Origin of the sequence: Haloplanus ruber (genome assembly GCF_024494725.1) — an archaeon.
GTDB lineage: Archaea > Halobacteriota > Halobacteria > Halobacteriales > Haloferacaceae > Haloplanus > Haloplanus ruber.
On record NZ_JANHDK010000002.1, the window covers coordinates 111,478 to 138,222 of the forward strand.

Annotated in this window: 28 protein-coding genes, 3 tRNA genes and 1 pseudogene; 14 read left to right on the top strand and 18 right to left on the bottom strand. The window is 65.4% G+C overall.

Annotation, left to right across the window (positions count from 1 at the left end; genetic code table 11):
* Positions 1–26 precede the first annotated feature (26 nt).
* Positions 27–449, top strand: a complete 423-nt coding sequence (locus NO878_RS08670) for a hypothetical protein (protein WP_256405598.1) — start codon at positions 27–29, stop codon at positions 447–449.
* A 148-nt stretch (positions 450–597) separates the two neighbouring features.
* Here the strand turns inward: NO878_RS08670 and NO878_RS08675 are convergent.
* A tRNA-Arg gene (locus NO878_RS08675) sits at positions 598–670 on the bottom strand.
* A gap of 124 nt (positions 671–794) precedes the next feature.
* Between NO878_RS08675 and NO878_RS08680 the strand changes: the two genes are divergently transcribed.
* The 4 genes from NO878_RS08680 (at position 795) to NO878_RS08695 (ending at position 4,316) form a co-directional block, all read left to right on the top strand.
* The gene (locus tag NO878_RS08680; RefSeq protein WP_256405599.1) at positions 795–1,232 is read left to right on the top strand and encodes a hypothetical protein; all 438 of its coding nucleotides are present in this window, start codon (positions 795–797) and stop codon (positions 1,230–1,232) included.
* A 123-nt stretch (positions 1,233–1,355) separates the two neighbouring features.
* Positions 1,356–2,804 carry a single-stranded DNA binding protein gene (locus NO878_RS08685; RefSeq protein WP_256405600.1) on the top strand — a complete coding sequence of 483 codons (1,449 nt, stop codon included), beginning with the start codon at positions 1,356–1,358 and terminating at the stop codon, positions 2,802–2,804.
* Positions 2,805–2,882: 78 nt separating this feature from the next.
* Positions 2,883–3,314, top strand: a complete 432-nt coding sequence (locus tag NO878_RS08690; protein WP_256405601.1) for a histone — start codon at positions 2,883–2,885, stop codon at positions 3,312–3,314.
* Positions 3,315–4,316, top strand: coding sequence for a histone deacetylase family protein (locus NO878_RS08695; protein ID WP_256405602.1), 1,002 nt, complete (start codon positions 3,315–3,317; stop codon positions 4,314–4,316).
* Here the strand turns inward: NO878_RS08695 and cca are convergent, their stop codons facing one another.
* Positions 4,317–5,666 carry a CCA tRNA nucleotidyltransferase gene (gene cca / locus NO878_RS08700; RefSeq protein ID WP_256405603.1) on the bottom strand — a complete coding sequence of 450 codons (1,350 nt, stop codon included), beginning with the start codon at positions 5,664–5,666 and terminating at the stop codon, positions 4,317–4,319. It abuts the gene before it with no gap.
* Positions 5,667–5,777: 111 nt separating this feature from the next.
* Between cca and NO878_RS08705 the strand changes: the two genes are divergently transcribed.
* Positions 5,778–5,850: transfer RNA gene (locus tag NO878_RS08705), tRNA-Asn, on the top strand.
* A 33-nt stretch (positions 5,851–5,883) separates the two neighbouring features.
* Here the strand turns inward: NO878_RS08705 and NO878_RS08710 are convergent.
* Together NO878_RS08710 and NO878_RS08715 are read right to left on the bottom strand one after the other, a co-directional pair.
* The gene (locus NO878_RS08710; protein WP_256405604.1) at positions 5,884–6,309 is read right to left on the bottom strand and encodes a GtrA family protein; all 426 of its coding nucleotides are present in this window, start codon (positions 6,307–6,309) and stop codon (positions 5,884–5,886) included.
* A gap of 2 nt (positions 6,310–6,311) precedes the next feature.
* A complete protein-coding gene (locus NO878_RS08715; RefSeq protein WP_256405605.1) occupies positions 6,312–7,739 on the bottom strand; it encodes a sulfatase in 1,428 nt (475 codons plus the stop codon).
* Between the two features lie 249 nt (positions 7,740–7,988).
* Between NO878_RS08715 and NO878_RS08720 the strand changes: the two genes are divergently transcribed.
* The 3 genes and pseudogenes from NO878_RS08720 (at position 7,989) to NO878_RS08730 (ending at position 9,576) form a co-directional block, all read left to right on the top strand.
* Positions 7,989–8,097, top strand: a tRNA-Ile gene (locus NO878_RS08720).
* 558 nt (positions 8,098–8,655) lie between these two features.
* Positions 8,656–9,075, top strand: a pseudogene (locus NO878_RS08725) (DUF234 domain-containing protein); the annotation flags it as partial.
* A gap of 93 nt (positions 9,076–9,168) precedes the next feature.
* Complete coding sequence (locus NO878_RS08730; RefSeq protein WP_256405606.1) at positions 9,169–9,576, top strand: hypothetical protein; 408 nt, start codon at positions 9,169–9,171, stop codon at positions 9,574–9,576.
* A 77-nt stretch (positions 9,577–9,653) separates the two neighbouring features.
* Here the strand turns inward: NO878_RS08730 and NO878_RS08735 are convergent, their stop codons facing one another.
* The 4 genes from NO878_RS08735 to NO878_RS08750 all read right to left on the bottom strand — a co-directional run bounded on the left by NO878_RS08735 (position 9,654) and on the right by NO878_RS08750 (position 12,556).
* A complete protein-coding gene (locus NO878_RS08735) occupies positions 9,654–9,917 on the bottom strand; it encodes an MTH865 family protein (RefSeq protein ID WP_256405607.1) in 264 nt (87 codons plus the stop codon).
* A gap of 109 nt (positions 9,918–10,026) precedes the next feature.
* Positions 10,027–10,845: an ABC transporter permease subunit gene (locus NO878_RS08740; protein WP_256405608.1), complete on the bottom strand. Its 819-nt coding sequence runs from the start codon at positions 10,843–10,845 to the stop codon at positions 10,027–10,029.
* Complete coding sequence (locus NO878_RS08745; RefSeq protein ID WP_256405609.1) at positions 10,842–11,648, bottom strand: ABC transporter permease; 807 nt, start codon at positions 11,646–11,648, stop codon at positions 10,842–10,844. Before NO878_RS08745 ends, NO878_RS08740 begins: the two co-directional genes overlap by 4 nt.
* A complete protein-coding gene (locus tag NO878_RS08750; protein ID WP_256405610.1) occupies positions 11,645–12,556 on the bottom strand; it encodes an ABC transporter ATP-binding protein in 912 nt (303 codons plus the stop codon). Before NO878_RS08750 ends, NO878_RS08745 begins: the two co-directional genes overlap by 4 nt.
* Before the next feature lie 150 nt (positions 12,557–12,706).
* On the opposite strand from NO878_RS08750, the gene NO878_RS08755 reads away from it, so the two are divergent.
* Positions 12,707–13,444 (top strand): DUF7847 domain-containing protein, encoded by a 738-nt coding sequence (locus NO878_RS08755; protein ID WP_256405611.1) that lies wholly within the window; start codon positions 12,707–12,709, stop codon positions 13,442–13,444.
* A gap of 34 nt (positions 13,445–13,478) precedes the next feature.
* On the opposite strand, the gene NO878_RS08760 is transcribed toward NO878_RS08755, so the two are convergent.
* On the bottom strand, positions 13,479–15,140 hold the full coding sequence (locus NO878_RS08760; protein WP_256405612.1) for an ATP-binding protein: 1,662 nt from the start codon (positions 15,138–15,140) through the stop codon (positions 13,479–13,481).
* Positions 15,141–15,577: 437 nt separating this feature from the next.
* On the opposite strand from NO878_RS08760, the gene NO878_RS08765 reads away from it, so the two are divergent.
* Complete coding sequence (locus tag NO878_RS08765) at positions 15,578–17,494, top strand: HAMP domain-containing sensor histidine kinase (RefSeq protein ID WP_256405613.1); 1,917 nt, start codon at positions 15,578–15,580, stop codon at positions 17,492–17,494.
* 114 nt (positions 17,495–17,608) lie between these two features.
* Here NO878_RS08765 and NO878_RS08770 read toward each other — a convergent pair whose 3' ends face one another.
* Both NO878_RS08770 and NO878_RS08775 read right to left on the bottom strand, forming a co-directional pair.
* Positions 17,609–17,959 carry an ArsR/SmtB family transcription factor gene (locus NO878_RS08770; RefSeq protein ID WP_256405614.1) on the bottom strand — a complete coding sequence of 117 codons (351 nt, stop codon included), beginning with the start codon at positions 17,957–17,959 and terminating at the stop codon, positions 17,609–17,611.
* A 266-nt stretch (positions 17,960–18,225) separates the two neighbouring features.
* The gene (locus NO878_RS08775; protein WP_256405615.1) at positions 18,226–18,573 is read right to left on the bottom strand and encodes a winged helix-turn-helix domain-containing protein; all 348 of its coding nucleotides are present in this window, start codon (positions 18,571–18,573) and stop codon (positions 18,226–18,228) included.
* Between the two features lie 151 nt (positions 18,574–18,724).
* Here NO878_RS08775 and NO878_RS08780 point away from each other — a divergent pair, with 151 nt between their 5' ends.
* A complete protein-coding gene (locus NO878_RS08780; protein ID WP_256405616.1) occupies positions 18,725–19,300 on the top strand; it encodes a response regulator in 576 nt (191 codons plus the stop codon).
* An 83-nt stretch (positions 19,301–19,383) separates the two neighbouring features.
* On the opposite strand, the gene NO878_RS08785 is transcribed toward NO878_RS08780, so the two are convergent.
* Positions 19,384–20,928, bottom strand: a complete 1,545-nt coding sequence (locus NO878_RS08785; RefSeq protein WP_256405617.1) for a bacterio-opsin activator domain-containing protein — start codon at positions 20,926–20,928, stop codon at positions 19,384–19,386.
* 66 nt (positions 20,929–20,994) lie between these two features.
* A complete protein-coding gene (locus NO878_RS08790) occupies positions 20,995–22,116 on the bottom strand; it encodes a sensor histidine kinase (protein ID WP_256405618.1) in 1,122 nt (373 codons plus the stop codon).
* A gap of 306 nt (positions 22,117–22,422) precedes the next feature.
* Between NO878_RS08790 and NO878_RS08795 the strand changes: the two genes are divergently transcribed.
* Positions 22,423–22,905: a hypothetical protein gene (locus NO878_RS08795; protein WP_256405619.1), complete on the top strand. Its 483-nt coding sequence runs from the start codon at positions 22,423–22,425 to the stop codon at positions 22,903–22,905.
* Between the two features lie 169 nt (positions 22,906–23,074).
* Here NO878_RS08795 and NO878_RS08800 read toward each other — a convergent pair whose 3' ends face one another.
* Complete coding sequence (locus NO878_RS08800; RefSeq protein ID WP_256405620.1) at positions 23,075–23,917, bottom strand: winged helix-turn-helix transcriptional regulator; 843 nt, start codon at positions 23,915–23,917, stop codon at positions 23,075–23,077.
* A 130-nt stretch (positions 23,918–24,047) separates the two neighbouring features.
* Positions 24,048–24,536, bottom strand: a complete 489-nt coding sequence (locus NO878_RS08805) for a hypothetical protein (protein ID WP_256405621.1) — start codon at positions 24,534–24,536, stop codon at positions 24,048–24,050.
* 82 nt (positions 24,537–24,618) lie between these two features.
* On the opposite strand from NO878_RS08805, the gene NO878_RS08810 reads away from it, so the two are divergent.
* Positions 24,619–25,287 carry a CRISPR-associated protein Cas4 gene (locus tag NO878_RS08810; protein WP_256405622.1) on the top strand — a complete coding sequence of 223 codons (669 nt, stop codon included), beginning with the start codon at positions 24,619–24,621 and terminating at the stop codon, positions 25,285–25,287.
* A gap of 10 nt (positions 25,288–25,297) precedes the next feature.
* Here NO878_RS08810 and NO878_RS08815 read toward each other — a convergent pair whose 3' ends face one another.
* Genes NO878_RS08815 through NO878_RS08825 form a run of 3 tightly spaced genes read right to left on the bottom strand, consistent with a single transcriptional unit; the run spans position 25,298 to position 26,669 of the window.
* Positions 25,298–25,870 carry an L-threonylcarbamoyladenylate synthase gene (locus tag NO878_RS08815; protein WP_256405623.1) on the bottom strand — a complete coding sequence of 191 codons (573 nt, stop codon included), beginning with the start codon at positions 25,868–25,870 and terminating at the stop codon, positions 25,298–25,300.
* Complete coding sequence (locus NO878_RS08820; RefSeq protein ID WP_256405624.1) at positions 25,870–26,382, bottom strand: redoxin domain-containing protein; 513 nt, start codon at positions 26,380–26,382, stop codon at positions 25,870–25,872. The genes NO878_RS08815 and NO878_RS08820 overlap by 1 nt, the downstream gene beginning before the upstream one ends.
* Positions 26,382–26,669, bottom strand: coding sequence for a glutathione S-transferase N-terminal domain-containing protein (locus tag NO878_RS08825; protein ID WP_256405625.1), 288 nt, complete (start codon positions 26,667–26,669; stop codon positions 26,382–26,384). Before NO878_RS08825 ends, NO878_RS08820 begins: the two co-directional genes overlap by 1 nt.
* Positions 26,670–26,745 lie beyond the last annotated feature (76 nt).

Genomic DNA, 26,745 nt, shown 5'->3' on the forward strand with positions numbered 1-26,745 from the left:
TACCATGACAAGTGTTATGATACTACATGGACGACGCGAACGACGGAGAACTGACCGAGATCGAGTGCGAAGCGCTCCACGAGGTGGAACTAGCGGTCGAGAACCTCCACCGGGCCCACGGCCACCTGGTCGCCTTCCACCACAGCACCGGGCGGGCGATGGATCACCTGGCGACCGCCGAGAAGCGACTTCGGGCGGCGGGCCACGAGCGGGCGGCGAACCGCCTGCGTGACGAACATCTCCCACGAGGGGTGTTGCCGGCCTGTGACGACGAGACGCCGGCCGGCCGGTGGTCCTACGACGTGCTGGAAACGTTCCAGGCGACGTTCCTCGAGGACGTGGTGGCCTTCGGCGAGGAGGTCCACGACCGGGTCGCGGACGGCCGACGACACGTCGCCGAACGTCAGCAGGAACGGCAGTGGAAGGCGCGGGCTCGAAACACCGAGTGAGGGGCGGCTACGACTGATTCGCGACGCTGGTCGTCGTGGCGTCGAAAACGTCCTGACGGAGTCCCACGCGAACGAAGTGAGCGCGGGGCACGTCAGAGCGTGAATGGAAAGGAGTAACCTGAGGAAGTCAGGTTACGACTGAAATGAACGTCCTGACGGAGATTTGAACTCCGGTCCCTGGCTCCGCAAGCCAAGAGGATAGTCCACTACCCTATCAGGACTCATCTACTCATACCCGGGATCGACATAAGACGGTTACGATCCGCGACGGCGACCGACCCCGAGGGTCAAACACCCCGTTGAGTCTCCGGAAGGGGTATGTCCACACCCGTCGAGGGGACCGGTATGGATCGACGGACCCTGCTCGGGACGCTGTCGCTCCTTGCGGTCGGCGGCTGTGCCGCATCGCCGGGCGAGTCGTCGCCGGACGACCCGTTCCGCCTGACCGACGCGTCGGTTCGGGACACGGGGCGGTGTGACGAGTCGGAGACGGCGTCGGTCGACGCCTCGGCGTCTCGGGTCCGGGTGACGGGGTGTGTGACGGGGCCGAACGGCTGTTCGGTCGCCGGACTCGGGTCAGCGACGGTCGACGGCGACCGCCTGACCGTGGTCGTGACGACGCGGCGGGACGCGCCGCCCGACGCCGCCTGCACGGAGGCGCTCGTTCCCCGTGGGTACGTCGCGAGAATCGGGGTGGCGAGCGGCCGACCGGGGTCGGTACGGGTAGTCCACGACGCGGCGGGCGGACGGCAGCGGGTCGCGGACGTGGCCGTAGATTCATAGGCAATCGTGGGGAGAATCGTGGGCCGTGAGACGGCACCGAAAGCGGAAGGAATCGACGGACGGAACGGCAGCGTTCGGGCAAGGACAACGCTTAACCGGAGGGTTCGCCTGTTGCACGGTACGATGGGTGTAATCGAGGACGTCTACGAGGACCTCGACACCGACGTGGCGTTCGAGGAGTTCGAGGCCGCCGTCCACGACAAGGTCGAGCAGATGGGGGGGCTCGCCGACGAGGAGACGGCGGCGATGCTCATCGCCCACGAACTCGAGGACGAGGAGGTAAGCGGCGTCGCCGACATCGCCCCTGGGATGGACGAGGTGAAGTTCCTCGCGAAGGTGATCGGGGTCGGCGACCTGCGGACGTTCGACCGCGACGGTGACGGCGACGGGGACGAGGACGACGACGCCGACGAGGGGCGCGTCATCAACGTCGACGTGGCCGACGGCACGGGCCAAGTGCGGATCTCGTTCTGGGACCGGATGGCCCAGTCGGTCGCGGACGGCGAGTTGACGGTCGGTGACGTGTTGCGGATCAAAGGTCGGCCACAGGAGGGGTACAGCGGCATCGAGGTGAGCGTCGACCAGGCGGAAGTCGACGAGGACGCCGAGGTCGACGTCGAGATACGGGACACCTACCGGATCGAGGACCTCTCGCTCGGCCTCTCGGATGTGAACTTGCAGGGCCGAGTGCTGGCGACGGATTCGATCCGAACGTTCGACCGCGACGACGGCTCCGAGGGCCGGGTCGCCAACCTGACCCTCGGCGACGAGACGGGGCGGGTCCGGGTGACGCTGTGGGACGAACGCGCCGACCGGGCGACGGAACTCGACGCCGGGGCGAGCGTCGAGGTGATCGACGGCTACGTCCGGGAGCGCGACGGCGACCTGGAACTTCACGTCGGGTCGCGGGGCGCAGTCGAGGGGATCGACGAGGAGATCAGCTACGATCCCGAGACCGACGACATCGCCGACCTCGAACTCGACGAGATGGCCGACCTCGCGGGGGGCGTCATCGAAACCGACCCGAAGCGAACGTTCGACCGCGACGACGGCTCCGAGGGGCAGGTCCGGAACGTCCGACTCAAAGACGAGACGGGTGACATTCGAGTCGCCCTGTGGGGCGAGAAGGCCGACCTCGATATCGACCTCGCGGACTACCTCGTCGTCACGGACGTCGAGATTCAGGACGGGTGGCAGGACGACCTCGAAGCCTCGGCGGGGTGGCGGTCGACGGTGACGGTTACCGACCCACCGACGGACGCACCTGGCACCGACGGGGACACCGGGAGCGACGCCGGAACCGGCGGGCGCGACGGGAGTCCGGGACTCGGCGCCTTCGGCGACGGCGACGCCAGCGCCGACGCCGACGGCGGCGTGACGGCGGACGAACCGGCTGACGGAGAGACGATTCAGTTCACGGGGACGGTCGTGCAGGCGGGCGATCCGGTCGTCCTCGACGACGGAAGCGAGACGCGGAGCGTCGACACCGAGGCGGACCTCCGGTTGGGCGAGGAAGTGACCGTCCGCGGCCCGGTCCGGGGTGGCCGGATCGACGCGGACGAGGTGTACTAGCCGAGGACCGGAGTGGGCAGACGGGCGGTCGCTCGGGCGACGGAAAGGATTATACACGATACGGACGGGTATCACGGTATGAGCGTCGAGTTACCGTTCGCCCCGGTGGACACGATCATCCGTCGGAACGCGGGCGACCTCCGGGTGAGCGCGGGGGCGGCGGAGGAACTTGCCCGGCGTATCCAGACCCACGGGGCGGACCTCGCTATCGACGCCGCCGACCGGGCGACGGCGGACGGCCGAAAGACCCTGATGGCCGCCGATTTCGGCGTCGAGCAAGTCGTCGACAGGGAGTCGCTCGAACTGCCAGTGGCGCCCGTCGACCGTATCGCCCGACTCGATATCGACGGGCGCTACCGCGTGTCGATGGACGCGCGAATCGCACTCGCCGACATCCTGGAGGATTACGCGGACAACGTCGCGGCCGCGGCGGCAACGCTCGCGGACCACGCCGACCGGCGAACGATCCAGGCCGAGGACATCGAGACGTACTTCACCCTCTTCAAATAGATGCAGTTCGGCTACACCGAAACCTGTCTCGGGCACGACACCGGCGAACGGCACCCGGAGACCCCGGACCGTCTGCGGGCCATCCGCCAGCAACTCTCGCGTCGACACGGCGTCGAGTACGTGTCGGCCGACCCGGCCTCGGTGTCGGCCGTCGCCGCGGTCCACGAGCAAGAGTACGTCGACGACCTACAGGCGTTCTGTGCGGACGGCGGCGGGAACTGGGACCCCGACACCGTCGCCTCGGAGGGGACCTGGGACGCCGCGCTGGCGAGTGCCGGGTTGGCACAGTGGGCCGCTGAGCGTGCCCTCGCCGGCGACGATGGCCGCCGGACCCCCTTCTCGCTCGGACGGCCGCCGGGCCATCACGCCGTCGGGGACGACGCCATGGGCTTTTGCTTTTTCAACAACGCCGCCGTCGCCGCCCAGTCGGTCATCGACGACGGGGCGGCCGACAGCGTCGCCATCTTCGATTGGGACGTCCACCACGGCAACGGCACCCAAGATATCTTCTACGACCGCGGCGACGTGTTCTACGCCTCGATCCACGAACAGGGGTTGTATCCGGGAACGGGCGACGCCGACGAGATCGGTTCGGGGGCCGGCGAGCGGGCGACGTTCAACGTCCCCCTCGCGTCGGGTGCCGGCGACCCCGACTACCTGCTCGCGTGGGAGACCATCGGCGCGGCGGTCGAGCGCTTCGATCCGGACCTCCTGCTCGTCAGCGCGGGGTTCGACGCCCACCGCCACGATCCCATCTCGCGGATGCGCGTCTCGACGGAGGGGTACGCCCTCCTCACCGACGCGGTACGGGAGACGGCCGCCGACGCCGACGCCGGACTGGGATTTATCCTAGAGGGAGGCTACGGCCTCGATACGCTCTCGGAGAGCATCGCGACCGTTCACGAGACGTTCGACGGGCGCTCGCCGGTCGCGGACGACGGGGAGCCGACGGCGGCCACCCGCGACCTGCTCGACGACCTGCGGGACCGTCACGACCTGTAGTCACAGCCCGGGATCGAAGTAGCGAGCGAGGCAGCGGCCGAACTCGTCGGCCAGCACAGCCACATCGTCACCGACCAGCAGGTCATAGCCCGTCGCCAGCGTCGTCTCGACGTGGGCGCCGAGCGCCACGTCGAAGAGAGCGTCGCCGGCGAGGAAGTCACGGGCCGTCGTGATCTTGCGCTCGCGCTCAACGACGTAGCGGTCGGCGTCGAGGAAGGGACCGTAGGCGTCGGTATCGGCGTAGGCCTCGTAGAAGCCGGTGGCGTGCTCGCGGACGTGAACTGGGGGACCCTCGTGGCGTTCGATAGCCGGGAGTTTGGCGACCGCGAGTTCGACGAAGAGGACCGCCCGTTCGTCGGCGAACGTCGTAGAGCGAACGGGACTGAACCCCCGACGGTCGAGTTCACCGACGATTCCGTCGAGGGACTTGCGAAGCTGGGGGTAGAGCTGATCGTCCACGAGGTCCGGCGTCTCGAAGACGACGGCCACGGGGGTGGTACCCCGACGGTCGAGGTGAGCGCGGACCGTGTCTGGGTCCAGCGGGTCCGGGTCGGTCGGCTGAAAGGGGTCGTCGCGAGGGTCGGCCAGCAGGTCGCGGGCGTGATGTTGGAGGCGGGCGACGTTTTCGGCGGCGCAGACGGCGGCGACGTTGCGCTCGGGGTCGGTCGGATCGACGACGACGAGCGGGTCGTCGAAGGTCGCAGTCCCGTGATCCTCGGGGTCGAGTTGGACGGGGGGCTGCCAGTCGGCGGCGGCTCGGAGGAGCGCCTCGAAACCGCCGTATTCGAGGACGAGAAGTTCGGAGAGATAGCCCGAGAAGCCACGGGTGCGGAGATCACTCCCGTAGGCGCCGATGCCGGTGAGAAAGGCCTTGAGGAGGCGCACGTCCCGCTTCAGATCCGAGTCGAGGTGCTCCTGCAGGTAGGCGTCGTGGAAGGGGGTGCGGTCGACCGCCGACTGGATGGCCGTCGCGTCCGCCACGTCGTAACAGGGGACGAGGTCGACGTCGAACCCCCGAATGTCGCCGGTGACGTAGGGGTGTTCGGCGTACTCCTCCCGGCCGTCGGGGAGGGCCGCGCGACCGACGTCGAGGCCGTACCGCTCCAGGTCGGCGCGGTCGATGTCGGGCGGGAAGCAGACGAAGAGGTCGATATCGCGGTCGTCGGCGAGCCACGTACCGCGGGCCGTCGAGCCGACCTGGACGATCCGGGCGTCGACCGGGAGGTCCGCGAGGGCGTTTCGGACCCGAGCGGTCAGGTCGTCGACGGCCGTCCGGAGTCGCTCCCGCTCGGCCGGCGCGGGAGTCACGCGGTCGGCCACACGCACGAAGACCGTCTCCAAATCGCTCATGGAGGGGTCATCCGTCCGGGCGGGCGAAAGGGTGTCGGTCGCGTGTGACCGACCGACGGGACCGGGTGAAAACGAAAGCCCTTTGAGGCAACTTCGACTATCAGCATTCGAGCCGTCGTAGCTCAGATGGTAGAGCACCTCGCTGTTAACGAGGTGGTCCCAGGTTCGAGCCCTGGCGACGGCGCCTCCTTCGATTTTCGACCCGTAACTCGCCGTCTCAACCCTTCCACGTCCACCGCGAGTCGAGGACGTAGCGATAGACGCCGCTGATGACGATGCCGACGCCGTTGGCGACGAGATAGGGCACAGTCGCCGCCGAGACGAGGGCGTACAGCACGCCCACCTGGATCGGGATGGCCGAGCCACGGACGAGATTCGTCCGCAGGAGACCACGGCCGTACTCGCGCCAGCCGTCGTGTCGGGAGTCGTAAAATGTCCAGCGGTTGTTGACACCGTACTGGAAGATGATGGTCGCCTCGATGGAGAGGGTCGCCGCGATGAGATACTGAATGTTCCCCCACTCGACGAGCGTGCCGAGTAGGGCCGTCTGGAGGCCGGCCGCGAGGGCGCCGACGAGGAAAAACCGGCGGATCTGTGGCGCCTCCGGTCCGACCAAGACCGCTCGCAAGAAGCGTCTGAGCATCGTCAGCGATAGCCAAGTGCTTCTAACCGCGTCTCGATATCCTCGTCGACGCCGGCCGCGGGCGCGTCGCGGTCGACCGCGTCGAGGGTCGTCACGTGATCGAGGACGGCCTCGCGGAGACGCTCGCGGGCGGCGACGGCAGACGGATCGTCGGCCGTCGCCAGGTCGGTGCGCTGTTCGGGGTCCGACCGGCGGTCGTAGAGTTCCTCCGCGCCCGTCTCGGTGTTTCGGATGTAGAGCCAGTCGGCGTCACGGGCGCTCACCAACAGCTCCCCCTCGTCGAGCGACCGAGGAATCGGCTGCTGGGTCACGTCCTCGCCGCGGACGGTGACGGTCACCACTGGCTCATCTGGCGGCGCGACACCGTCACGGAGCGTCGGCAGAAGGCTCTCGCCGGCCCACTCCGGCGCGGGGTCGACCCCGAGTAGGTCACAGACCGTCGGCGGGATGGCGTCGAGGCCGACGTGTTCGGGGACACGGCCGGCCGGGAGGCCGGGGACGTCGACCAGCAACGGCACGTGGACGAGTTCGTCGTAGAGTTTGGGATAGTGAGCGAGGTGGCCGTGATCCATGAACTCCTCGCCGTGGTCGCCAGCGACGACGACGGCGGTGTCGTCCGCGAGGCCCGCGGTATCGAGCGACGCGAGCAGTCGGTCCAGGCTGGCGTCGACCTGACGGACCGCGGCCTGGTACAGGGTTCGCAGGTCGGCGAGCGTGCCGTCACCGACCGACCACCCCAAGCCCGTTCGGACGTGGGCGACCAGCATCCGCGCCTTGCCGACGCGGCGGTCGGTGACCTCACGCAGGTATCGCGGTGCGGGGACGTACGGCGTGTGAGCGTCCATGTAGTGGACCCACAGGAAAAACGGGCCGTCCGCCTCCTCGAGGAAGGAGGTGGCCTCGTGCTCTACGTCTAGCATCCGCGAGGCGTCGGTGAAGGGTTGTTCGTCGCTCCCGCCGCGGAGGAAGCTTCCGGCCCGGCGAAACGGGGAGGTGACGAGTTGGAGCCACGCCCCCCAGGTCGGGTGGGCAGCGACGAACTCGCCGGCACGGCCGTCCGCGCCGCCGCCGACGAACGCGTCGAAGTCGTCGAACCCGTCGTCGTACCCCCAGTGTTCGGTGAGAAAGCCGTTGGCGGCGTTGAAGCCGCCGGTGGCGACGCCCGCGGACCGGAGCCGTTCGGCGAGGGTGGTAGTCCCGTCGACGCCGATACGGCCGGTGTCGGCGAACACCGGTCGGGAGGCGAGAATCGACGGGAACGACATCGGCGTCCAGTTGCCGTGGGCGAAGGCGTTCTCGAAGACGGTGCCGCGGTCGGCGAGTGCGGCCAGTGTTGGCGTGGCGTACTCACCGCCGTACGGTTCGATGGCGTCGGCGCGCAGAGAGTCCACAGTGACGAGAAGGACGTTGGAGACGGGCGTGTCTGTCATGAGCGGTTGTCGGCGACAGCGATGGCCGTCGACTGGGCCGACCCGACGTTGTCGACGACCGCTGTTACTCCACCTTGAACGACGACCGTACTCAAGGTTTTGATCGGCGGCCGTCGCCGTCGGCGGATCGTTGCCGGCGAATTCGCGGCACGATCGACACGGGACCGCCGGAGCCGACCGGACGCCGGTCGGAGAGGGCGATGCGGTGTCCGGCACGTTCAAGACGCCGGAGCGTGGAGAGCCGTTGTAGGGCCCTTAGCTTAGTCCGGTTAAAGCGCCCGGCTCATACTGGCTCGCGGCGAGACTGCCGCGGTCATGGGACACCGGGTGATCGCTGGTTCAAATCCGGCAGGGCCCATCCCACTTTTTCCTCGGTCGCTCCGCTCCCTCGCAAAAACTTGGGGAAAAAGACCACACAAAGGATTCGAGCCCAGCGGACGAGCGAAGCGAAGTCCGCGCGGTTCAAATCCGGCAGGGCCCATCCAGAATTTACACGATTGTGAGCCAACGTATTCGAGCGCGTGACCGCCTGAAACCCATAGTTCCACGTTTGCCGAACCGAACATACATTTCGGGCAATCTGGAGTTCACTCATACGGTGAATGCGGGTCGCCGCTGTCGTGCCTTCGCTGATGACTGGGAGCGGTACCCCCGTAATCATTCGCTCGTTGTGGGGGCAACACGTATCTCATGAGCGAGGATAACGGGTCGTTTCTGCTGTCACCGTATTCTGTCCAGAAAACAATATTCAGATAGCCTATTTTCGGTTAGCCTATTCTGAATTAGTCTATTTGGGGGTCTTATTTGACTGGACGCCACTCAGAAGATATGGAGCGATTCGTGGATCGGGAGGACGAACTCAGTCGGCTTCGAGACTGCTACGTGTCGGATGATGCTGACATGGTCGTGATTTTCGGGCGTCGACGCCTACGAGACAGTCATCGAACCGGAGCTCGCGGATTTCGTGAGTCAGGAGTTTGAAAGTTGCTGTCAGGTCATCCTTCCTGATTGCTATCCCGATCTGAGGTTCACCGATATCGGCCGCTGGTGGTACAACGAGTACGAGGTAGCTGTAGTTGGGTTCGCTACAGGCGGGACGATGGTGACTGGGGAATGCAAGTTCACGTCCGCGCCTCTCGGTTACAGTGCGCTCGCCTCGCTTGAGGATCATACTGATGAGATTCGATGGTCGCCTGAAGGTAGCGAAATCAAGCACGAGTATGCGCTATTCGCCCGAAACGGGTTCACGCAATCTGTCCAGGATGCAGCGGCCGACCGTGACGATCTGCAGTTGTTCGACCTCGAACAGATCGTTGACCCAAGCGTGTCGCACTAGCGATGTGGAGTCCGCCACACCTAGCCATCACGTATCACGAGTGATAGTGGTGACCGTGATATTTTGTCGGTCGATTCGCGAGGATCGCAATGCATGACGGTAGAGTTACTCGAAGAGGCGGACGCGTACACCGTCAACTGGGATACAGAGCTCGACGTACCGATTTTTAGATGGGACGGATTCACCGAGGGAGAGGAGTTCCGAGAGAACTCCCGGCGGTGGGAAGAGATCATGGCCGAACGCGGTGTCGACAAGTACATCGTCGATACGCGGGAGATCACCGCCCACGAGGACGCTGACAAGCAGTGGCTCGCCGAGACGTGGATACCCGACCTCGTCGAACAGGGGATTCGCCGCGGTGCCGGCGTTTACGGCGAATCGACGATTGCCAGCATGGAGATGGAGCAGGTAGAGAAGGATCTGAGCGCCATCCATCCGGACTACGAATTCCGCGTGTTTCCGACGGAAGCGGAGGCCAAATCCTGGCTGGCCGAGCAGTAACGGGATCGGACCAGGTGTGTCGGAGCCGGCGGTCGGGGGTGGAACGAACCCCGCAGAAGGACGACACCCACGGCCCGCTACTCGAACAGCCCTTCCTCGTGAAAGCCGGTGAGTAGATCGTCGACGAGATCCTCGGCCGTCTCGTAGGGATACTCCTGGTAGTCGCCGTACTTGGCTCCGAAGTCCATCACGCTGACTGTCACGTCGCCGGCCTCGAATGTGGTTGCCGGGCCGTCCGGCAGCACTGGCACCAGCTCCATCGGGTCCTCGACCGGGAAGTCCGCGGCACTGAACACCGACTCCAGCTCCTGTCTGAGCAGCTCGGCTTCGTCCGTAGGCATATGGTTCCCTTTGCTGAGACGAGTAAAAGAGTTGTTCCCGTGAACGCACGGTCGACGGAATAGAGACTGCGGGTGGCGCAGAACTCGCACGCCGACGAACTCGGATTCGCTACAGGTCCGCGGCCTCGAACCGGCGGTAGCCGAGTGCGACGGGAACGAGCGTCCACGCGACCAACAGCCCGAGCGCCGTCAACCACGTGATAGACGCGACGCCGCTGTCGACGTACCGACCGGCCCGGTCGACGGCGAACCCGGTCCGGACGAGCAACTCGTAGGATTCGCTCGGTGCCGCGAGACGGGCGAAGAGGGCCCAGCTAGGCATATCGCGTAGTACCGCCGTGTCGAACCGGTGGAGAATCAAAAGCACCGCCGTATGAAGATCCTCCCAGAGGACGACAGTCGCCAGATACGCGCCGATGGCACCGACGGTCACGCGTCGACCGGTGGCTGTCGACAGCGAGACGCCGACGGCCACCCCGACGAACGCCACCCCATACAGGATCGTTACGCCGGCGAACCACGGCAACCACAGCCACGGGACACTCCCGTCGGCAAGTGTAACGGCGATGCCGCCGGCGAGACAGAGCGCGAGCGCTGTCGGTACGACGAAGACGAAACACCGCCCGACGAGCTTGCCGACTGCCAAGTCTCGGCGGGAGTGTGGAACGGAGAGGGCGAGCCGGAGTTGGCCGCCGGCCCGCTCCGCGAGGATCGATTTGTAGCCGAGCAGGAGTGCAACGAGCGGAATCGTCACCGCGACCACCCCCGTGAGACGCTCGATATACGTCAGGAACGAGCCGTCGTTGAGCACGAACTCCACGACGGTGACCCCCACGAACAGGAGGATCTGAACCCCGCCGACAATCCAGATGCCGGCCGACCGGCTGGCACCGCGGATATCTCGGGTGGCGACATCGCGCCAGGTCACGCGAGGTCTCTCCACTTGAACCGGAGGATCGCCAGGGATAGCGGGCCGAAAAGCCAGCCGATCAAGACGGGAAGCGCAAGCGTCGGACCGTCATACCACGCGCCAGCGCTCCGGTCGCTCACGGCGAGGGCGGTGACGAGCGTGTCGAAGGCGCTTCCGGGGTCGAGTTGTGCACCGATCTGAACCACGGTACGGATCGGACCGTCGGTGATTCCCGCCGCGACAACCCCGGCCTCGGCTCCCGCCGTGACAGCGTCCCAGACGATCACCAACACGAAGAGCGCGACGACGGCGAGGACGAGCGCCTGGCGGTTCGTCGTGACGAGTGCCGACGCGGCGACGCCGATGCCGACCCAGGTAGCACCGTGGGCGACAGTCAGGAGCACGAGCGCCAGAAAGCGAAGCGGGTGCAGCGTTCCAAGCGGGTAGACAACCAGCGCCCCTGCGATCATCATGCCGACGACGATGGCCGCCGCTAACACGCCTGCCCGCCCGACGAACCGTCCGAGCACGAGCGTCGAGCGGCCGTGTGGCATCGACAGCGCGAGTCGAAGCGCCCCGGATTCGTGTTCGCGGGCGATAGCGCCGTAGCCGAACAACACGCCGATTGCGGGGAGAATTCCCCCAAGCCAACCAGTGACGAAGGCCCCGAACCGACTCGTCGTGATCGGTTCGGTGCCGATAACGGGGTAGACGTACGCCGCGATGGACACGACGGCGACCAACCCGACGAGCGCAATCTTTGGGAGCCGAGCGTCGAGTAACAGCCGCCAGTCCCGACGAGCGATCACGCGCCACGTCACGCCCGCGCGCCTCCGGTGAATTCGACGAACATGTCTTCGAGCGATGCCTCCTCGGTGCGGAAGTTCACGACCTCGACGCCGGCGTCGTGGAGTTCGACCAGTGCGTCCATCTTCGCGTCGTTGGTACACGTCGCCTCGATGGCGCCGTCACGTTCGACTGCCGTCTCGACGCCGTCGATCCGCCGGACGGCATCGAGGGCGTCGTCGTCGACCGCCGCGGGCGTGATGACCAGTTTCGTGCCACCGCCGATTGCATCGCGCAACCCGCTGATGGTGTCGGTCGCGATCAACCGGCCGTTCTGGAGGATTCCGACCCGGTCACAGACCGCCTCGACCTGCTCGAGGACGTGACTCGAGAAGAAAATCGTCGCGCCACGGTCGGTCTCCTCACGGAGGATGGTTCGCATCTCGGCGGCGCCGTTCGGATCTAGGCCGGTCGTCGGCTCGTCGAGGACGAGAAGGTCCGGCTCCCCGACGAGCGCCATCGCGAGCGCGAGTCGCTGGCGCATGCCCTTCGAGTAGTCCGTCGCCGGGCGCGCGGCATCGTCACGGAGTCCGACACGGGAGAGCACGTCGACGGGATTCTCGTCGACGTCCTTCGACCGGATGGCGTATTCGACGTGCTGACGCCCCGAGAGTCCGTCGAACGGGGCGTACCCCTCCGGAAGGACGCCGACGCGTTCACGGACGGCCACGCCGTCGTCCTGGCAGTCGTGCCCGAACACCGACATCGTGCCGTCACTCGGCGCGACGAATCCGAGCAGGATGTCGATGAACGTCGACTTCCCCGCGCCGTTCGGCCCGAGAAATCCGAACGTTTCGCCGGCCTCGACGTTTAGGTCGACCCGGTCGAGGGCGAGCACGTCGTCGTAGCGCTTCGAGAGGTTCGTTGCGCTGATGACCGTCACGAACGACTCGACGGCCCGTCGAGGTATCAATACAGCACAGACGTCTCAGGCCCGGCAACACCGGCACCCGCAGACGGCCGAGCTTGCCGGGATTGCCGAACCAGAGACCGTGGACGACGTTTCATACGTCTCACTCTCGACGCGCCACGCATGGCCCTCCAGTTAGGCCGAGCGATCGGGCGTGGTGCCCGACGTTCGCTCTCGATCAGTGGCATCGTTGCACTCGTGTTGATGATCTGCTATCAGGTCCTGTTTCTCGGATCGTTCAACGCCGTCATCGTAAATCGACTCCCGTCGGAAGTGCAAGCCAACGGCGCCGGAGTCGGCTTCGCACTCCCGCTATCGACCGAGGTTGCAGCCGCGGTGGCCGTACTCGCGCTGTTGTTCGGCATCGGCATCTTTCTCGTGACCGCGCGTCTGTTGTCGCGTGACCTCTCCGCGCTCTCGTCGCTTCCCGGGAACCTGTTTACCCGGCGTATCGGGCGTGCGTTTCTGTCCGCGACCGTTATCAGCGTCGTCCTTGGAGTGGTGATTCCGATTGGGTTCGCGTTTCTCCTCGTCCCCGGACTGTTTCTCGCCGTGAGCCTCCAGTTCGCACTATTTGCCGTCGCCGTCGAGGACACCGGGGTGGTCGAGGCGTTCCGTCGGAGCTGGGAGCTGGCGAGCGGAAACCGCTGGCGACTGCTCGCACTCGTCGTGTTGTTCGGTGTCGTCGGCGCAATCGGTGGTGCAGTCGGCTCGCTGCTCGCCTTCGTCTCGCCGGCCGCCGGTCAGCTGGCCTCGCTCGTCATCAACTCGACGGTTGTGATCCTCATGTACGGTATCATCGCCGATTCGTTCGTGCAACTGCGCGGCGGCTCAGCGTCCCCGAACAGGTCTCTCGCCTGAGTCCGTCGGGTGCGGACGGCATCCACCGCGGCCCCTAGCTTACCCGGTCGTAGAGGCGAACCGTGACGACGCTGCCTTGGGGGTCGTTTTCCCGAAACTGAAGGTCGCCTCCCAACTGGGTAACCGCCCAGTTGACGAACCAGAGTCCGATACCGTGGCCGTGTTCGAGTTGTGTTTCGGTCCCGGCGGCGAGGATATCCTGTTCTCGCTCGGGGAGTCCGGGGCCGTCGTCCGCGACGGAAAGTTCGACCGTCTCGTCCGACACCTCCCGGACGGTGACTTCGACACGCGGCGAGTCCGTCGTGGTGTGTTCGAGTGAGTTTTCGACCAACTCGGAGAGCACCTGTCGCAGGACAGCGCGGTGAGAGGCGATCACCACCTTGTCGGGGCAGACGAGCGAGATGGTGGCCGAATCGTCCTCGGATCGAACCCGGTCGACGACGGTGTTCGCGACGTCGGTCAGATCGACCGATTCCGGTGTGCCGGTGCGCTCGGTCATGACAGTCTCCGCCTCTCTGACCTTTTCGCTCAGTTCCAGAAGACTAGTGGTGCCCTCTCGAATGCCGGTCCGTACGTCGTCGTCGGCGACGTGGTCGGCGTACGCGAGCACGACATCGAGGTCGTTTCGCACGTTGTGTCGGAGGATGCGGTTGAGCACTGCGAGTCGCTGTTCTCTGGTCTCCCGGTCGGTGATGTCGCGGAAGAGCACGGTTCTGGCAACGGGGTTGTCCGCGTCATCGGGCGTGGCTGCGTCGACGGCGGAGACGCTGAACTGGAACCGGCGGCGGCCCTTCGACGTCCGAAGCCCGACCGTTCCCGTCGCTCCCGTGGGGAATTCGGTTCCGTCGAGTCCGTCGATGACCGACCGGACTGGCTCGCCGATGATCCGCTCCGCGGAGCCGTCGAACAGTTCTGTCGCTGCCTCGTTGACGTCGAGGACGTGATCGTCCCAGTCGAGGACGACGAGCGCCTCCTGTAGGGTTTCGACCACGCGTGTCCGCGCGACGTAGTCGGCTTTCGGGAACCCGGTCATCACCGGATATCGTCGTATCGAAGCGGTCAGCAATACGCCCGACAGGAGTAGTCCGAACGTCGAGCCGTCGACCGGCTGGGTACTGTCCGCGACAAGCGTGAGGAGGGTCGGAGCCGCGACGCTGGACGCCAGCAGAACGATTTGTGTGCTCGAAACGCGCGGATGGCCCCAACTGAGGTCGATCAGGAGATACGTCGCATACAGGGAATACAGGAGCAGGGAGAGCCCGTACAGGATCGTCCACCCGAGCGCAAGCCCGATCACCGGCCCGACGACCGACTTGGAGGCATCACTAGTGAGGGTAATCCCGCCGATCACCAGCGGCAACACGATGCCTGACAGCAGGCCGATCCGTTTCCGTGTCGTCATCCGCCCGTGACCGGCATAGCTGAGTGCGTAGACGATCCAAGCGATGGGCAGAAACGAGAAGGTACCGAACCGCGCGATATCGAAAAACGGTTCGAGGACTTTCACGCCCGTCGCGCCGATGATCGTGGCGCCAAGTGCAAAGACCGCCCAGAGGGTCAGCGTGGTTACGAGTAGTAGAAACGGGTCCGCGTTGGGTTGTTCTCTGGAGTCGTAGGCCCGCCACGTCGTCCACAGTAGAAGCGCCGATGCCAGCGCATCGAGCACCAACGTTGTGAGTGTCGTGGCGAGACTCACCGTTCGATGCCTCGGACTACGGGCTGGCTGTCGTGCCGGTGAAGACGACAGTTGTTGTGTGGTTCACTTTCGGAACGTGGAGGGCCAACGTGCGAGGGAACGCACGATCAGCGATGACCGTCGGTCGGGGCTTGGGGATGTCGATCACCCGCGGAGAGATCGGGCATGCGAGTCGTGACACTTGACAGTAATAACTGGACGCCCACTGTCTCGCGCTCGGAAACTGATCGAAGTGGGACGTCCCACCGTGTGGTGTGTCGAACGGAGTGGCCGCCGGCACAGAATGTGCTTCGACCGACGCGTAGATAGGCTGGGTTCGGTGCGCGTCCGACTGCTAGCCGAGGGGGCGACGGCTCACACGACGCCGCGAACGTGATCGGTCGGTGGGAACTGACAGGCGTGTTTCTTATTATCGTCCTCCGAAAACGTGGCCGTGAATGGACAGTAAGGGCTTTCTGCCGGAAGTGATCCGCTCACGGTACGCGGTGAAGCTCTTTGCTGTCTCGTTGCTCATTACCGCCGTTATCGTCGCCGGCGGGACGGCGATTGCAAGTCAGGTCTCCGACCGAGTCACGGAAGAACAGTTAGACTCGGTCGAAGCCAACGCGGAACTCGAAGCAGAGAGTCTCGCTCGGTGGTTCGAGGGAGAACAGGAGTCGATTCGGCTGTTATCTTCACACCAAGGCATCGATCCGTCGAATCAGACGCGAACTGAAGCCACCCTTGCCAGAGAGCTGAATCGAACGTCGGACGAACTTGTCAGCCTGCACGTCGTCGAGCGGCCGACCGAGCAGCCATCGAACGGCACGACAGAACAGGTCGTCGCGAGCAGTGACGATGTGGCCGGCGAACCCCTGGCTGCGACCGCGATTGACTGGGGACAGACGGCGTCCAACGAGGAGGTGGTGTTCCGGTTTGGCGACACGGCGGATACCCTCATCTCGTGGGTCTATCTGGATGACGGCAACATGTCGGTCGCGATTGCCTCACCGACGCGCGATGGAGAGCACGTGTTGATCGGCGAGTACCACCCTAGCACGCGGGTCGCGGCGGCAGCCGACGCGGCCAACGGCACGAGCACCGTCGTTCTCGGCGGCGTGAGTGGGTACGTCATGTTCGAGAAGAACAGTCCAAACGAGTTTCGTCCGTACAAGGGCGAATCGACCGTTACCGAGGTCGAATCCCGAATCGAGGAGCGACCGACGCAGTTCACGCCGATCAGCGGTGCCGAACTGGATGAGACGGAGGTGAGAGGGTACCACAGCGTCCCGAGCGACGGAGTCAACTGGGTCGTCGTCAAGGAAGTTCCCAAGTCGACGGCGCTCGCGGTGACCAACCAGGTCCAGGCCGATCTGACTGGACTGATCGGACTCACCATCGGCGGCTTCGTACTGATCACCGCGATGATCCACTTCGGGCCGATCAGTTCGATCAGACGGCTGTCGCGTCAGGCGGAAGCGGTCGCCGAAGGGGATCTGACGGCCGAGATTCCGGATGGAAACCGGAGCGACGAGGTCGGACAGCTCAGCACCAGTCTTCACAGAACGAAGGCGTATATCGAGACGATCACCGCACAGGCCGAAAAGATCGCCCGTCGGGAGTTCGACGACACGGCAATCGGCGAGGAGATTCCGGGACCCGTCGGGGAGGCGATGGCCGATATGCGTGATGATCTCGAGCAGTTCGTCGAGGAACGCGAACAGCGCGAGCAGCGCCTCGAAGTGTTCAACCGACTGCTCAGACACAACCTCCGGAATCAACTCGACGTCATCAGAAGCCACACAGAGCAGCTAGCCGACCGAACGGAGGGCGACGATGTCGAGGCCGTCTTGGCGGCAACGGACCAGTTGGCGTCGATTGGCACTCGTGCCCGACGGATCGACCACCTGATGACCCGTGATCCCGACCCGGAGACGGTTGATCTCACGGTCGTAGTTCCCGATCTGCTCTCGCAGATCGAATCCGACGACAGTACCGTCGACACGGAGTTCCCACCGACGGCGACACTCTGGACCGACGCCGAGATTCTACGAACGGCGCTGACTAGCCCGTTAGAAAACGCAGTGAGATACGCGGAGACCAGTGTCACTGTCTCGATACGGCCGATAGCCGACGGGTACAGTATCGCGATCAGCGACGACGGCGCCGGGATTCCAGCGGCCGAACTCGAATCGCTGGCGGCCGGAACGGAGAGCCCGCTCCAACACGGCCGGGGACTCGGGCTCTGGCAACTCAGATGGGGGGTCGACGCACTCGGTGGTGACCTCTCGTTCGAAACCGAGGACGGCACGACAGTCACGATAACGCTCACCGATCTCACGGATCGAACCGAGAGTGGGAAACAGGTCGAATAGCACCGCTCGCACGGCCCTGTTGCTGGCCCGTCCTCGCGAATCGGTCACTCGGTCGTCGGCGTCCGTCGCCGAAACGGGGCGGGCCGGGGAGTGTGGGCCGACCGCCGTTGTCCGTCACGGTGACTGCTCGGTGGTCCCGAACTGGACGACGAGTTTCTCGGCGGTGAGCGCGTAGACGGTCATCTCTCTGCCCTTGACGGAGTACCACGCGTCGACCGGTTTGACGAGGTCGTTTTCCTCGAGTCGCTGGAGGTGGTGGTGGACGTTCTGTATCGACGTATCGACGATGTCCGCAATCTCGGAGGTCGTCTTCGGGTCGCCGTCTAGCGCCCCTAGGATCGCCTGTGCCGTCCCCGACGACAGCGCTTGGAGGGCATCTTCCTGAGAGTCACTGGAGACGGTGAGGTTCGTTCGCTCGTGTGGGCTATACTCGACGTGACTCTGGCGTGGAAAGGCACTCGTCATCGTCCGTACCAGTAGTGTCGCACCCATACCCTCTGTAATCGGTGGCTACCAATGCAGACGCCCCGGGGAGCGGCGATCTAGTTGTATAGAGTGCGTCCTCGGCGACGGGCGGCGTGACATTCCGGCGGGACGTCTGTCCGAACGCTGTGGAGCCACGACCGAACAGGTCTGGAAGGATCGACGCGGGGTCAACATCCGAGAGACTCGCCTGACTCGGCTATCGGGGGCCGGTCGTGGGATGGAGGCCCGATCCGTAAGCGGCAGAATCAGTCCGCGGCGTCGACCGTGACCTCAATGCCATCGCCGAGGGAGATGGAGAGAGACGTAGCCACGGACTCGAACCGTTCCTTGTGATGTCCATCGTCGCAGAGCATCATCTCGGTGCGAACGAGGCCCGCCTCACGAAGGTCGTTGAGGCGGCGGTATGCCGTCGCGCGGGAGACGTTCGCTGCCTCGGCGACCCCACGACCGCTTCGTGGCTGCTCCGTGATCGTACGGTACACGCGGCGAGTGTATTCGTCTCCGAAGAGTTCGAACAGTTCAGTCGCCGAGAGGTCGATATCCGCCGTCCACTCGGGTTGTTGCTTCGGCTTTTGGGTCGAGGTAACCGACATACGTCTACGAGAACGCCGTCCATACTGGATATCGGGGCTAAGTATGCAGACCGCACAGCGATCGACACTCTAGGAGTGCAGATGCTCTGTCTCGAAGAAGCTCACCAGTTATGTAGCTCCGGACTCGACAACGTGTAACTACCCGAGACAGATGTCCGGAAACGATAGTGCGGCGGTGCGGACGCTCGTCGTCGACGACGAACAGGAGGTGGCAGACGCGTATGCATTGCGACTGCGGGGCTACTGCGACGTCGAGACGGCATACAGTGGCGAAACCGCGCTTTCCGCAGTCGCGGAGACGTCGGTGGATATCGTCCTGCTGGATCGCCATATGCCGGGGATGTCCGGCGACGACGTGCTGTCGGAACTGGTCGAGCGTGGATACGACGGACGGGTTGTCATGGTGACCGCGGTCGATCCCGGGATCGAAGTACTCGATATGCCGTTCGACGACTATCTCTGCAAGCCGGTCGACCGCGAGGATGTCCGTGCGGTTGTCGATCAACAGCGACGAATCCTCGCCTACGAAACGCTCGGGAAGTATTTCAGTGCCGAGGCCAAGCGAGCGGTGCTCGAAACCGAGCTAACTCCCAAGAAGCACCGCGAGCACGAACGATTTGTCGAGGTGACCGAGCGGGCGGAACGACTCGAAGCCAAGGCCAGACGCCTACTGGCGGACGAGGACATCTTCGCTCAGTTCGACGAGATCAACCGCGGGGAGATGTGACGACCGGTCGCGCCACGACGAGCGGTCGATGAGGGAGCGAGGCCCTGCGTACAGTCGGAGGCACTGGGACCTGCGAGGGCACCTCACTCTCTCTCGGACGGCACACGCTCGTCGAGATAGGCGTCCAGAAGCTTCCGCTGGCCGGCACGCAGGTGATGGAGCAGCGTCGATCCCGTGATATCCAGTGACGCAGCGACTTCTTCGGCCGTGCTTCCCCGAGGCGACTCGAAGTAGTCGGCGAAGTAGGCGGTTCGGAGGACGGTCCGCTGTCGCGGCGTCAGCCGTTCGTCCAGTTCGTCACGGAACTCACGAGCGGTCGTGACAGACCGGTTCCGTTCCTCCTTGGCGACGAACTCGGCGTCGTACTCCCGGCCGACGGTCTCCACGATACGGCGGACGTCACCGTCCGGGGGCAGGTCCACGACGAGACGCCCCGTCCCGTCGTCGAAGCTAGCACGCCGGACGGTGCCGCCGAGCGAGGAGATGGCGAGTAGCGGAGTCGACCCGCGGACGGTGAGTTCGACGCGCCCACCGGACTCGGATTCGCGGATGACTCGCGTCCGCTCGATTGGTGTCACCCCCGCAGTCTCGTGATCGATGCGGTCGATGCCGTCGCCGTCGATAGAGACGAAACATAACAGCGCGTCGTCGGCCTGTGGCACCAAGCCCTCCAGTGTCAACGCCGAATCGAGCGACTGACTCAGCCGCGCCAGCACCGACCCGTCGCCGAGTTCGAAGGTGATCTCTGCGACGCTATCCGAAAGCAGCAGGTTCCGATTTCGAACCGCGGTGACCGCGAACCCAGCGACCTCACCCAGCGTCTCGAAGCTTGCCCGCTCTCGTTCGGAGAACGCTTCGGTACCACTCGCATAGACGCCGACCACCCCGTGGACGTTCGGCCCGTAGACGACTGGAATGCTCAAGACGGACTGGACGCCGTCGGCAAAGCCAGCCGTCCGGACCGGATCGGGAACGGCGGAACTGTCGGTGAGTGGCTGGACAGCCTGGAGTCGGCCGTCGTCGATTGCACGCTCCTCGGGCGTCGTCATCGTCTCGTCGGCGGCCGCGTCACGGACGGCTTCGAAGAGTTCGCCGGTCGCCCCCGCGACGGCCCGAACGACGACATCGTCGGCTCCCACGTCGCGTTCGCCAACCCACGCGAACTCGTACAGATCGGTCTCACCGAGTCCCCGACAGATCGTTTCGGCGATTTCCTCACGCGAGGTGGCATCGACGAGTGCCGCGAGGATGTCCGAACGGACGTGGTCGATAAGCTCCGTTCGCTCGCGCTCTTGTCGGAGTTGTTCGAGAGACCGCTTCTCGCGGGTTCGCTCTGTCACGTCCCGGAGATAGACCGTTCCCCCCTCGTCTGGCGCGACGACCGAGACAGCAAGCCACCGATCCAAGTGGGGGTAATACTCCTCGAACTCCGTCTCGGTGACGGAGTCACCGCCGAATGCGGCCAAGAGGGTGTCGTCGACAGATCGCGGAAACACGTCCGCAAGCGCCTCTCCAGCCGGATCTGTGGCGTCGGTGAGCGTCTGAGCGACCTCGTTGCTGTCCAATACGACCCCCTCGGCAGAGACGGCGAGAACGCCAATCGGTGCCCGGTGGAGTCGCTCATCCATGGGTGGAACCACCGCGTTGGGCCGCACGTTCGTTCTCGGTCATCGTCGTAGGGTCGACCATCGGCGCTAAAAGCGGACCTCGAACCGTGCCCCGCCACAGTCGGCTGTGGTGAGTGTGACGTTCCAGTCATGGGCAGCGATGATCTGTTCGACGATTGCGAGGCCGAGTCCGGTCCCGCCGTTCATGGTCGAGTGGCCCGGCCTGAAAACCGTCTCCCGCTCGTCCGCGGGGATGCCTGTGCCGTCGTCGGCGACGTAGAAGCCGTCCGCGAGCGCGCCGACAGTGATCGTCACGCTGTCTTCGGGGGCCTCCTCGTCGCTTCGGTCGGGCGACTGGTCACGGGACGCTGAATTCGGGTCTGCCTGTTCTCGGTCGGCGGTCGGGTCGTGAGCGTCCGCGGATCGACCCCGACTGTTCGTGGAGTCGCGCTCCACGCTGTCGCTGCGCTGTGTCCGGCTATCGGTGGCGTTGTGCTCCACACTGTTCCGGAACAGATTCTCGAACAGTCGTCGAACCCGATCAGCGTCGGCGGTGACGGTCGGGAGTGATTCGGCGAGTTCGAGCGTTGCCCCGGTCGTGTCGACAGATTGCCACGCGTCCGTCGCTGCGGCTTCGATAGCGACGTGCTCTGAGGGGTCTACGATGGCGTCGCCGCGCGTGAGGGTGAGAACGTCGCGAATGATCCGTTCCATCCGGTCGTGTGCGTCGGCGACCGAGTCGAAGTGGGCCGGGTCCCCCGTCTCCCGCGCTGCGGTGAGATGTGCCTTGGCGACATCGAGCGGATTACGAAGGTCGTGGCTGATCACACTACTGACCTGATCGACAGCGGGCATTTCCTCGATAGGGGGACACTGCTCTAAGTCCGAAAAGACGAGATATCCGGCGTCCCCGTCGGCGGGGATCACCCGCGCGAAAAACGGCCCCCGACTTCCGTCCCCGTCGAGATAGACTCCGACGGGATCACCCCGAACGAGGTGGGTCATCGGATCCTGCTCACCGGTCGTGGCACTGTGGCAAAATCGCTCGAATACCGTCGAGACGAGCGCGTCGGGTGACGTCGACTCGAACCGCCGCTCAAAGCTCTGATTCGTCGTCGTAATGCGGGCGTCACGGCCGTCTACGGTGTAAGCAAGAGCGGGATCCGGAAGCGCGCCCAACGGGATCGCTGCAGTACACTCGTCGGTCATCGGTCTCGCGTAGTCCCCCCGTACGACCGTTGCAGGGCTACCAGCCCCGATAGCTGGTGAGGACACCTCCGCTGGGAGCGGAGTTGAACGTGCCTCATATGTCCTCGTTAGGTCGGGCGCGTGTTTATTATTCCCCCTCTGACTCTGACTCAGAAACAGCGCGTTCGAGCCTCGTGAGCGGTATTTCGATCCGTGGCCCGCTTGGACGGGGACCCGCCGCCGCTGGGGAGATTCGTCCACGGTGAGACTTCAACCGCTGGTTAACTCAAAGGCAATCATATACACGAGCCAACACATGCGAACGCTGTGATCCCGTATTCGATCATCGGAGACGTCGCGACGACGCTGTTGCAGCACCTAGCAGTAGTCGGTGTTGTCGCCCTCGGCTGTCTGCCATCGCTGATGATCTCGGACGTTCGCACGCGACTCGGGAGGTGGCCAACCGACCGGCTTCCGGTCAATTATGCGTTGCTCGTTGGTGGTATCGCACTCGGTCAAATTGTCGTACTCGTTGCTGGCTGGAAGCTACTTCATATCGGGTCGACGCCGCAAGACCCACGGTTTCGAGCGGGGCGGCTCGGTGCGGTGCTGGTAAGCTACCCGATAGCGGTGCTGGGACTCGGCACCCTGGGTGTCCGTCTGTACTGTTGGCGACAGGCGGCGGAGCAGTGGTTGACGCTCCGGACGGTCGCCGGTCTGGGAGTCGCCGCCGGGATGTATATCGTCACGCTCACCGGAGCGGTAATCGTCCTCTTTATCGCCGCACTGTTCGTCGCGTTGCCGACCTGAGATGCTCCGAGACGGCTTCGCCGGTGTGGAGGCGTTCGAACCACAGGACCGACCGGTCAGGCAATCTTCTAGGCGTTGCCGACGGCGCAACACACGTTGGGCGGTCGATACTTCGTGAGCCGTTCGAACACGTATGCACCCACGCCCCCTCGCCGTCACGGTCGTTTAGTCACGCCAGCAACTCCGCTAAGATCCGGAGTTCCTCGTCCTCTGAGACGGTGTCGGCGTTCAAACAGGCGTGAACGACCTTGTGGACGAGTTCGGGGTCGTCGAACGCGGACGCTCCGTCGTCCGGGTCGTCGGACGCTTCGAGGGCCGCGATGCGCTCTTCGAGACGGTCGAGTTTCGTTGTGACGGGCGTCGGGGCGTTCCCGTCGGCTGATGCCGGGGACTCGGTCGTGGGGCCGCCGTCGGTCGTCACGTCGGGCGACGGCGGGTCGTCGAAGACGGCGTCGACGAACGACTCGCGGTCCCGCCAGTCGAACCCCTCGATGCTGCTCATCCACCGGCTGACGGTCGCACGGGTCACCCCAAGTCGTTCCGCAATCTCCCGTTGCGTGGCCGTCGGCCGTGCCGCGACGGCCGCCAGCGCCTCGCGGTGTTTCTCGGGAAGGTCGGCTACCGAGGGATAGTCGTCGCTCACTTGGTCGGCGTCCGGTTCCGACTCCGACGACGAGGCTGGCTCTGACTTCGGCGTTCCCTGTCCGTCGGTCATCGCCGTGCCGGGGTCGGGTGCGCTGCCGTTGTCGTCCGCCGTCGGCGACTTCGCATCGCCTTCTCCACCTGCCGTGGCGTCCGCGTCCGGCGTGTCGCTCCCCGTTTCCGCCGGGTCGTCGTCGGCCGCGGGGTCCCCGTACTCGTCGAGGACCCGCTCGACCAAATCCGCCGTCCCGGTCGACAGCATCGATGCAAGTTCGTCCACCGACGCGCTCGGATGGTCCTCGGCAAGGTCGAGGATCCGTCGCTGTCGCACCGACGGTGGACGTGAGTCGCTCTCGCTGTGTCCCCCCATATCACGGCACAACGTATCTATCAATTAATAAACCTTTCCCAGTGATAACTTATATTATAATACCACATACTGAACAATAGCGACCACCAATCTCGCGCGGTGTCGGACGGGATAGCGACGCGGGAGCCGATCAGTACCGAGCGACGGCGTGGAGAATACCGGCGGTCTGCCCGAGACCGACCACCGCGATACCGGGGACCGCAGCGGATGGCACGGCCGCGTAGACGACGATACCGAGCGCCGCAACCGTCCCGCCGCCGAGATACGCGGGTGCCGGACCGTCGATGGCCCGGCCTGTATAGAGCAGTCCGAGCGCCGGAAGTCCCATCCAGGCGTACAACGAGACGGCGAGCAACGGATCAGGGCCGGCGACGAATCCGACGACACCGAGGACCGTCGCGGCAAAGCCGACGGCGATGATGGTCCGCCACGCCCGGAGGACACCGGCCGACATCTCCGCCCACCCGGTGACGGTGAACGTCGCCAGGAGGGCGGCCATCACCACGTGGGCGACGAACAGGGCGTGCGACGAGACGGCACCGACGTGGGCGGCGGCGACGACGGACCAGGCGAGGGGGACGAGCAGTCCCGGACCGGTCTCGCGGAGGCGACGAAACATAGCGGGGCGTGGGACCGGCATCACAAAGAACGCTGTCGTCGCTACGCGGAGGTTAAAATACGGTCAGGGGGCCAGGGGGGCTGTGATCGCGTTCTCGGCGCTCGCCCGGGCGGCGTACTGTCCGCGTCAGCAGTACTACGCCGACCGCGACGGAGACGACGGTCAGCCACCGCCGACGGTCCGCAAGCGGCAGTCACTTGCCTTCCGGTATCCGGAACTCAGGGCAGCGGACGACGCGACGTTGGCCGCCGAACCCGTCGACCGCCCGCCTGCGGCGTACCGGGCGGCCCTGGATCGACTGGCGAGCCGCGAGGACTGGACGGAACTCGTCGATCCCGCGGCCCGCGAGGTTAGATTGACGGGACGGGAGTGCCGGGGGGTGGCTCACAAGATTCTGCCGGGCAACGAGGGCGATCCGCCGACGCCGTCGTTCGTCTCGCCGGGACAGCCACCGGACCGAGGCGTGTGGCACCCCCAGCGGGTGCGCGCGGTGGCGATGGCGAAGGCGCTGGCTTGGGAGCGCGAACGCGCGGTGCCGTCGGCGCTGATCGAGTATCCCGCCCACGGCGTCGTCCGACGGGTCGACCTGACGACGCGGAACAAGGCGGCGTATCGGCGGACGATTCGGACGGTGCGGGGGATGGACGGCCCGCCGCCGCGGATCGACGACGACGCGAAGTGTGCGGCGTGTGACTACCGCGAGGCGTGTGGCGTCCGGTCGCGGTCGCTTCGGTCGTTGCTCGGCCTCTAGGCCTGTGAGCTTACGATAGCCACGTCTCAATCGCGTCGGCCATCGCGCCGCGGCGGTGGATCACACCCCGGGCAGGATCGACGACAGTGCTCTCGGTGCCGGGCGTCTCGCCGCCGTCGACGACGGCGGCCGCGCCGTCCCGGACCCGGGCGTCAAGGTCGGCGACCCGGGTGACGCTGGGCGCGCCGGAGCGGTTGGCACTGGTGGCGGTCAGAGGCGGCGTCCGGTCAAAGAGAGCGAGTGCCGTCTCGTGGTCGGGGACGCGCACGCCGACACGGTCGCGACCGGCGGTAAGCGCGTCGGGAAGCGTCGGCCGCCGCGGAACGACGACGGTGACGGGGCCGGGGAGAAAGCGGCGCATGAACCGCTCGGCGCGGTCGGTCGGCCGGGTGTGTTCGAGCGCCGCGTCCACGTCGGGAACGCCGAGAGAGAGCGGCTTGTCCCGCGGCCGCTCTTTCAGGTCGAACACGCGTTCGACGGCGTCGGCGTCGGTGGCGTCGGCGCCGAGACCGTAGACCGTCTCGGTGGGGTAGACGACGGCGCGGCCGTCGCGGGCCGCGGTGACAGCGTCGTCGAGGGCCATCAGTCGGCGAGCGCGCGGATCTCTCGTTCGAGGTCGTCGTAGGGCGGGAAGTCCGGCCACTCCTCGGCGACCCACGCGTACTGCACGGTGCGATCCGCGTCGACCAGGAAGGTCGCGGGGCGGGCCTCGGAGACACCCGTCATGCCGTCGAGGTCGTGGGTGACACCGTAGGCCTCGGCGACGCCGTTCGCGGGGTCCGAAAAGAGGTCGAACTCCATGTCCCGTTCCTCGATGAGTCGCTTGTGGGCGTAGGGCGTCGAGATGGAGACGCCGACGACGGTGCAGTGCTCGTCGACGTTGCGGTCCCGGAGTTCGTTCCAGATGTACGTCGCGGGGAACGAGCCGTCCATCGAGTGGAAGACGAGACAGACGGGTCCCTCGGCCGTCAACTCGGAGAGACTGGCGTCCGCCCAGAACTCGTCGTTGACGAGCGGGCGGGTGAAGTCGGGTGCCTCGTCGCCCTCGGCAACGTGGTCGGTAGCGGGGAGGTCGACTACCTCGAAGTCGACCATCAGTCGGCACCCCCCGTGGCGTCGACAAGGCCGTCGCCGTACGTCGATTCGAGATAGTCGACGACGTTGGCGGATTCGGACATCGTCACGCCGGTTCGTTCGTCGACGATAGCGGGAACGGGACGCGACCCCGCGACCCGCTTGACGACGTCGCGTTCGGAGTGCATGGGTTCGACGAACCGCGACGTGTACTCGAGGTCGAGGTCCTGCAGCGTCCGGACGACACGCTCGCAGTACGGACACGCCTGCAGGCGATACAGGGTGATCGGAGGCTCCTCGTCGGGCATGCCGACGCGTAGGACTGGCGGCGGCCTAAGGCCTTCGTTCGGGGCGGAGAGAGGGCGTGAGGGCAACGCTTAATTC

Excerpts from the sequence above, each read along its gene's own strand:
- NO878_RS08670 (WP_256405598.1), top strand. The coding sequence starts at position 27 with ATGGACGACGCGAACGACGGAGAACTGACCGAGATCGAGTGCGAAGCG.
- NO878_RS08680 (WP_256405599.1), top strand. The coding sequence starts at position 795 with ATGGATCGACGGACCCTGCTCGGGACGCTGTCGCTCCTTGCGGTCGGC.
- NO878_RS08685 (WP_256405600.1), top strand. The coding sequence starts at position 1,356 with ATGGGTGTAATCGAGGACGTCTACGAGGACCTCGACACCGACGTGGCG.
- NO878_RS08690 (WP_256405601.1), top strand. The coding sequence starts at position 2,883 with ATGAGCGTCGAGTTACCGTTCGCCCCGGTGGACACGATCATCCGTCGG.
- NO878_RS08695 (WP_256405602.1), top strand. The coding sequence starts at position 3,315 with ATGCAGTTCGGCTACACCGAAACCTGTCTCGGGCACGACACCGGCGAA.
- cca (WP_256405603.1), bottom strand. The coding sequence starts at position 5,666 with ATGAGCGATTTGGAGACGGTCTTCGTGCGTGTGGCCGACCGCGTGACT.
- NO878_RS08710 (WP_256405604.1), bottom strand. The coding sequence starts at position 6,309 with ATGCTCAGACGCTTCTTGCGAGCGGTCTTGGTCGGACCGGAGGCGCCA.
- NO878_RS08715 (WP_256405605.1), bottom strand. The coding sequence starts at position 7,739 with ATGACAGACACGCCCGTCTCCAACGTCCTTCTCGTCACTGTGGACTCT.
- NO878_RS08730 (WP_256405606.1), top strand. The coding sequence starts at position 9,169 with ATGACGGTAGAGTTACTCGAAGAGGCGGACGCGTACACCGTCAACTGG.
- NO878_RS08735 (WP_256405607.1), bottom strand. The coding sequence starts at position 9,917 with ATGCCTACGGACGAAGCCGAGCTGCTCAGACAGGAGCTGGAGTCGGTG.
- NO878_RS08755 (WP_256405611.1), top strand. The coding sequence starts at position 12,707 with ATGGCCCTCCAGTTAGGCCGAGCGATCGGGCGTGGTGCCCGACGTTCG.
- NO878_RS08765 (WP_256405613.1), top strand. The coding sequence starts at position 15,578 with ATGGACAGTAAGGGCTTTCTGCCGGAAGTGATCCGCTCACGGTACGCG.
- NO878_RS08770 (WP_256405614.1), bottom strand. The coding sequence starts at position 17,959 with ATGACGAGTGCCTTTCCACGCCAGAGTCACGTCGAGTATAGCCCACAC.
- NO878_RS08775 (WP_256405615.1), bottom strand. The coding sequence starts at position 18,573 with ATGTCGGTTACCTCGACCCAAAAGCCGAAGCAACAACCCGAGTGGACG.
- NO878_RS08780 (WP_256405616.1), top strand. The coding sequence starts at position 18,725 with ATGTCCGGAAACGATAGTGCGGCGGTGCGGACGCTCGTCGTCGACGAC.
- NO878_RS08785 (WP_256405617.1), bottom strand. The coding sequence starts at position 20,928 with ATGGATGAGCGACTCCACCGGGCACCGATTGGCGTTCTCGCCGTCTCT.
- NO878_RS08790 (WP_256405618.1), bottom strand. The coding sequence starts at position 22,116 with ATGACCGACGAGTGTACTGCAGCGATCCCGTTGGGCGCGCTTCCGGAT.
- NO878_RS08800 (WP_256405620.1), bottom strand. The coding sequence starts at position 23,917 with ATGGGGGGACACAGCGAGAGCGACTCACGTCCACCGTCGGTGCGACAG.
- NO878_RS08805 (WP_256405621.1), bottom strand. The coding sequence starts at position 24,536 with ATGTTTCGTCGCCTCCGCGAGACCGGTCCGGGACTGCTCGTCCCCCTC.
- NO878_RS08815 (WP_256405623.1), bottom strand. The coding sequence starts at position 25,870 with ATGGCCCTCGACGACGCTGTCACCGCGGCCCGCGACGGCCGCGCCGTC.
- NO878_RS08820 (WP_256405624.1), bottom strand. The coding sequence starts at position 26,382 with ATGGTCGACTTCGAGGTAGTCGACCTCCCCGCTACCGACCACGTTGCC.
- NO878_RS08825 (WP_256405625.1), bottom strand. The coding sequence starts at position 26,669 with ATGCCCGACGAGGAGCCTCCGATCACCCTGTATCGCCTGCAGGCGTGT.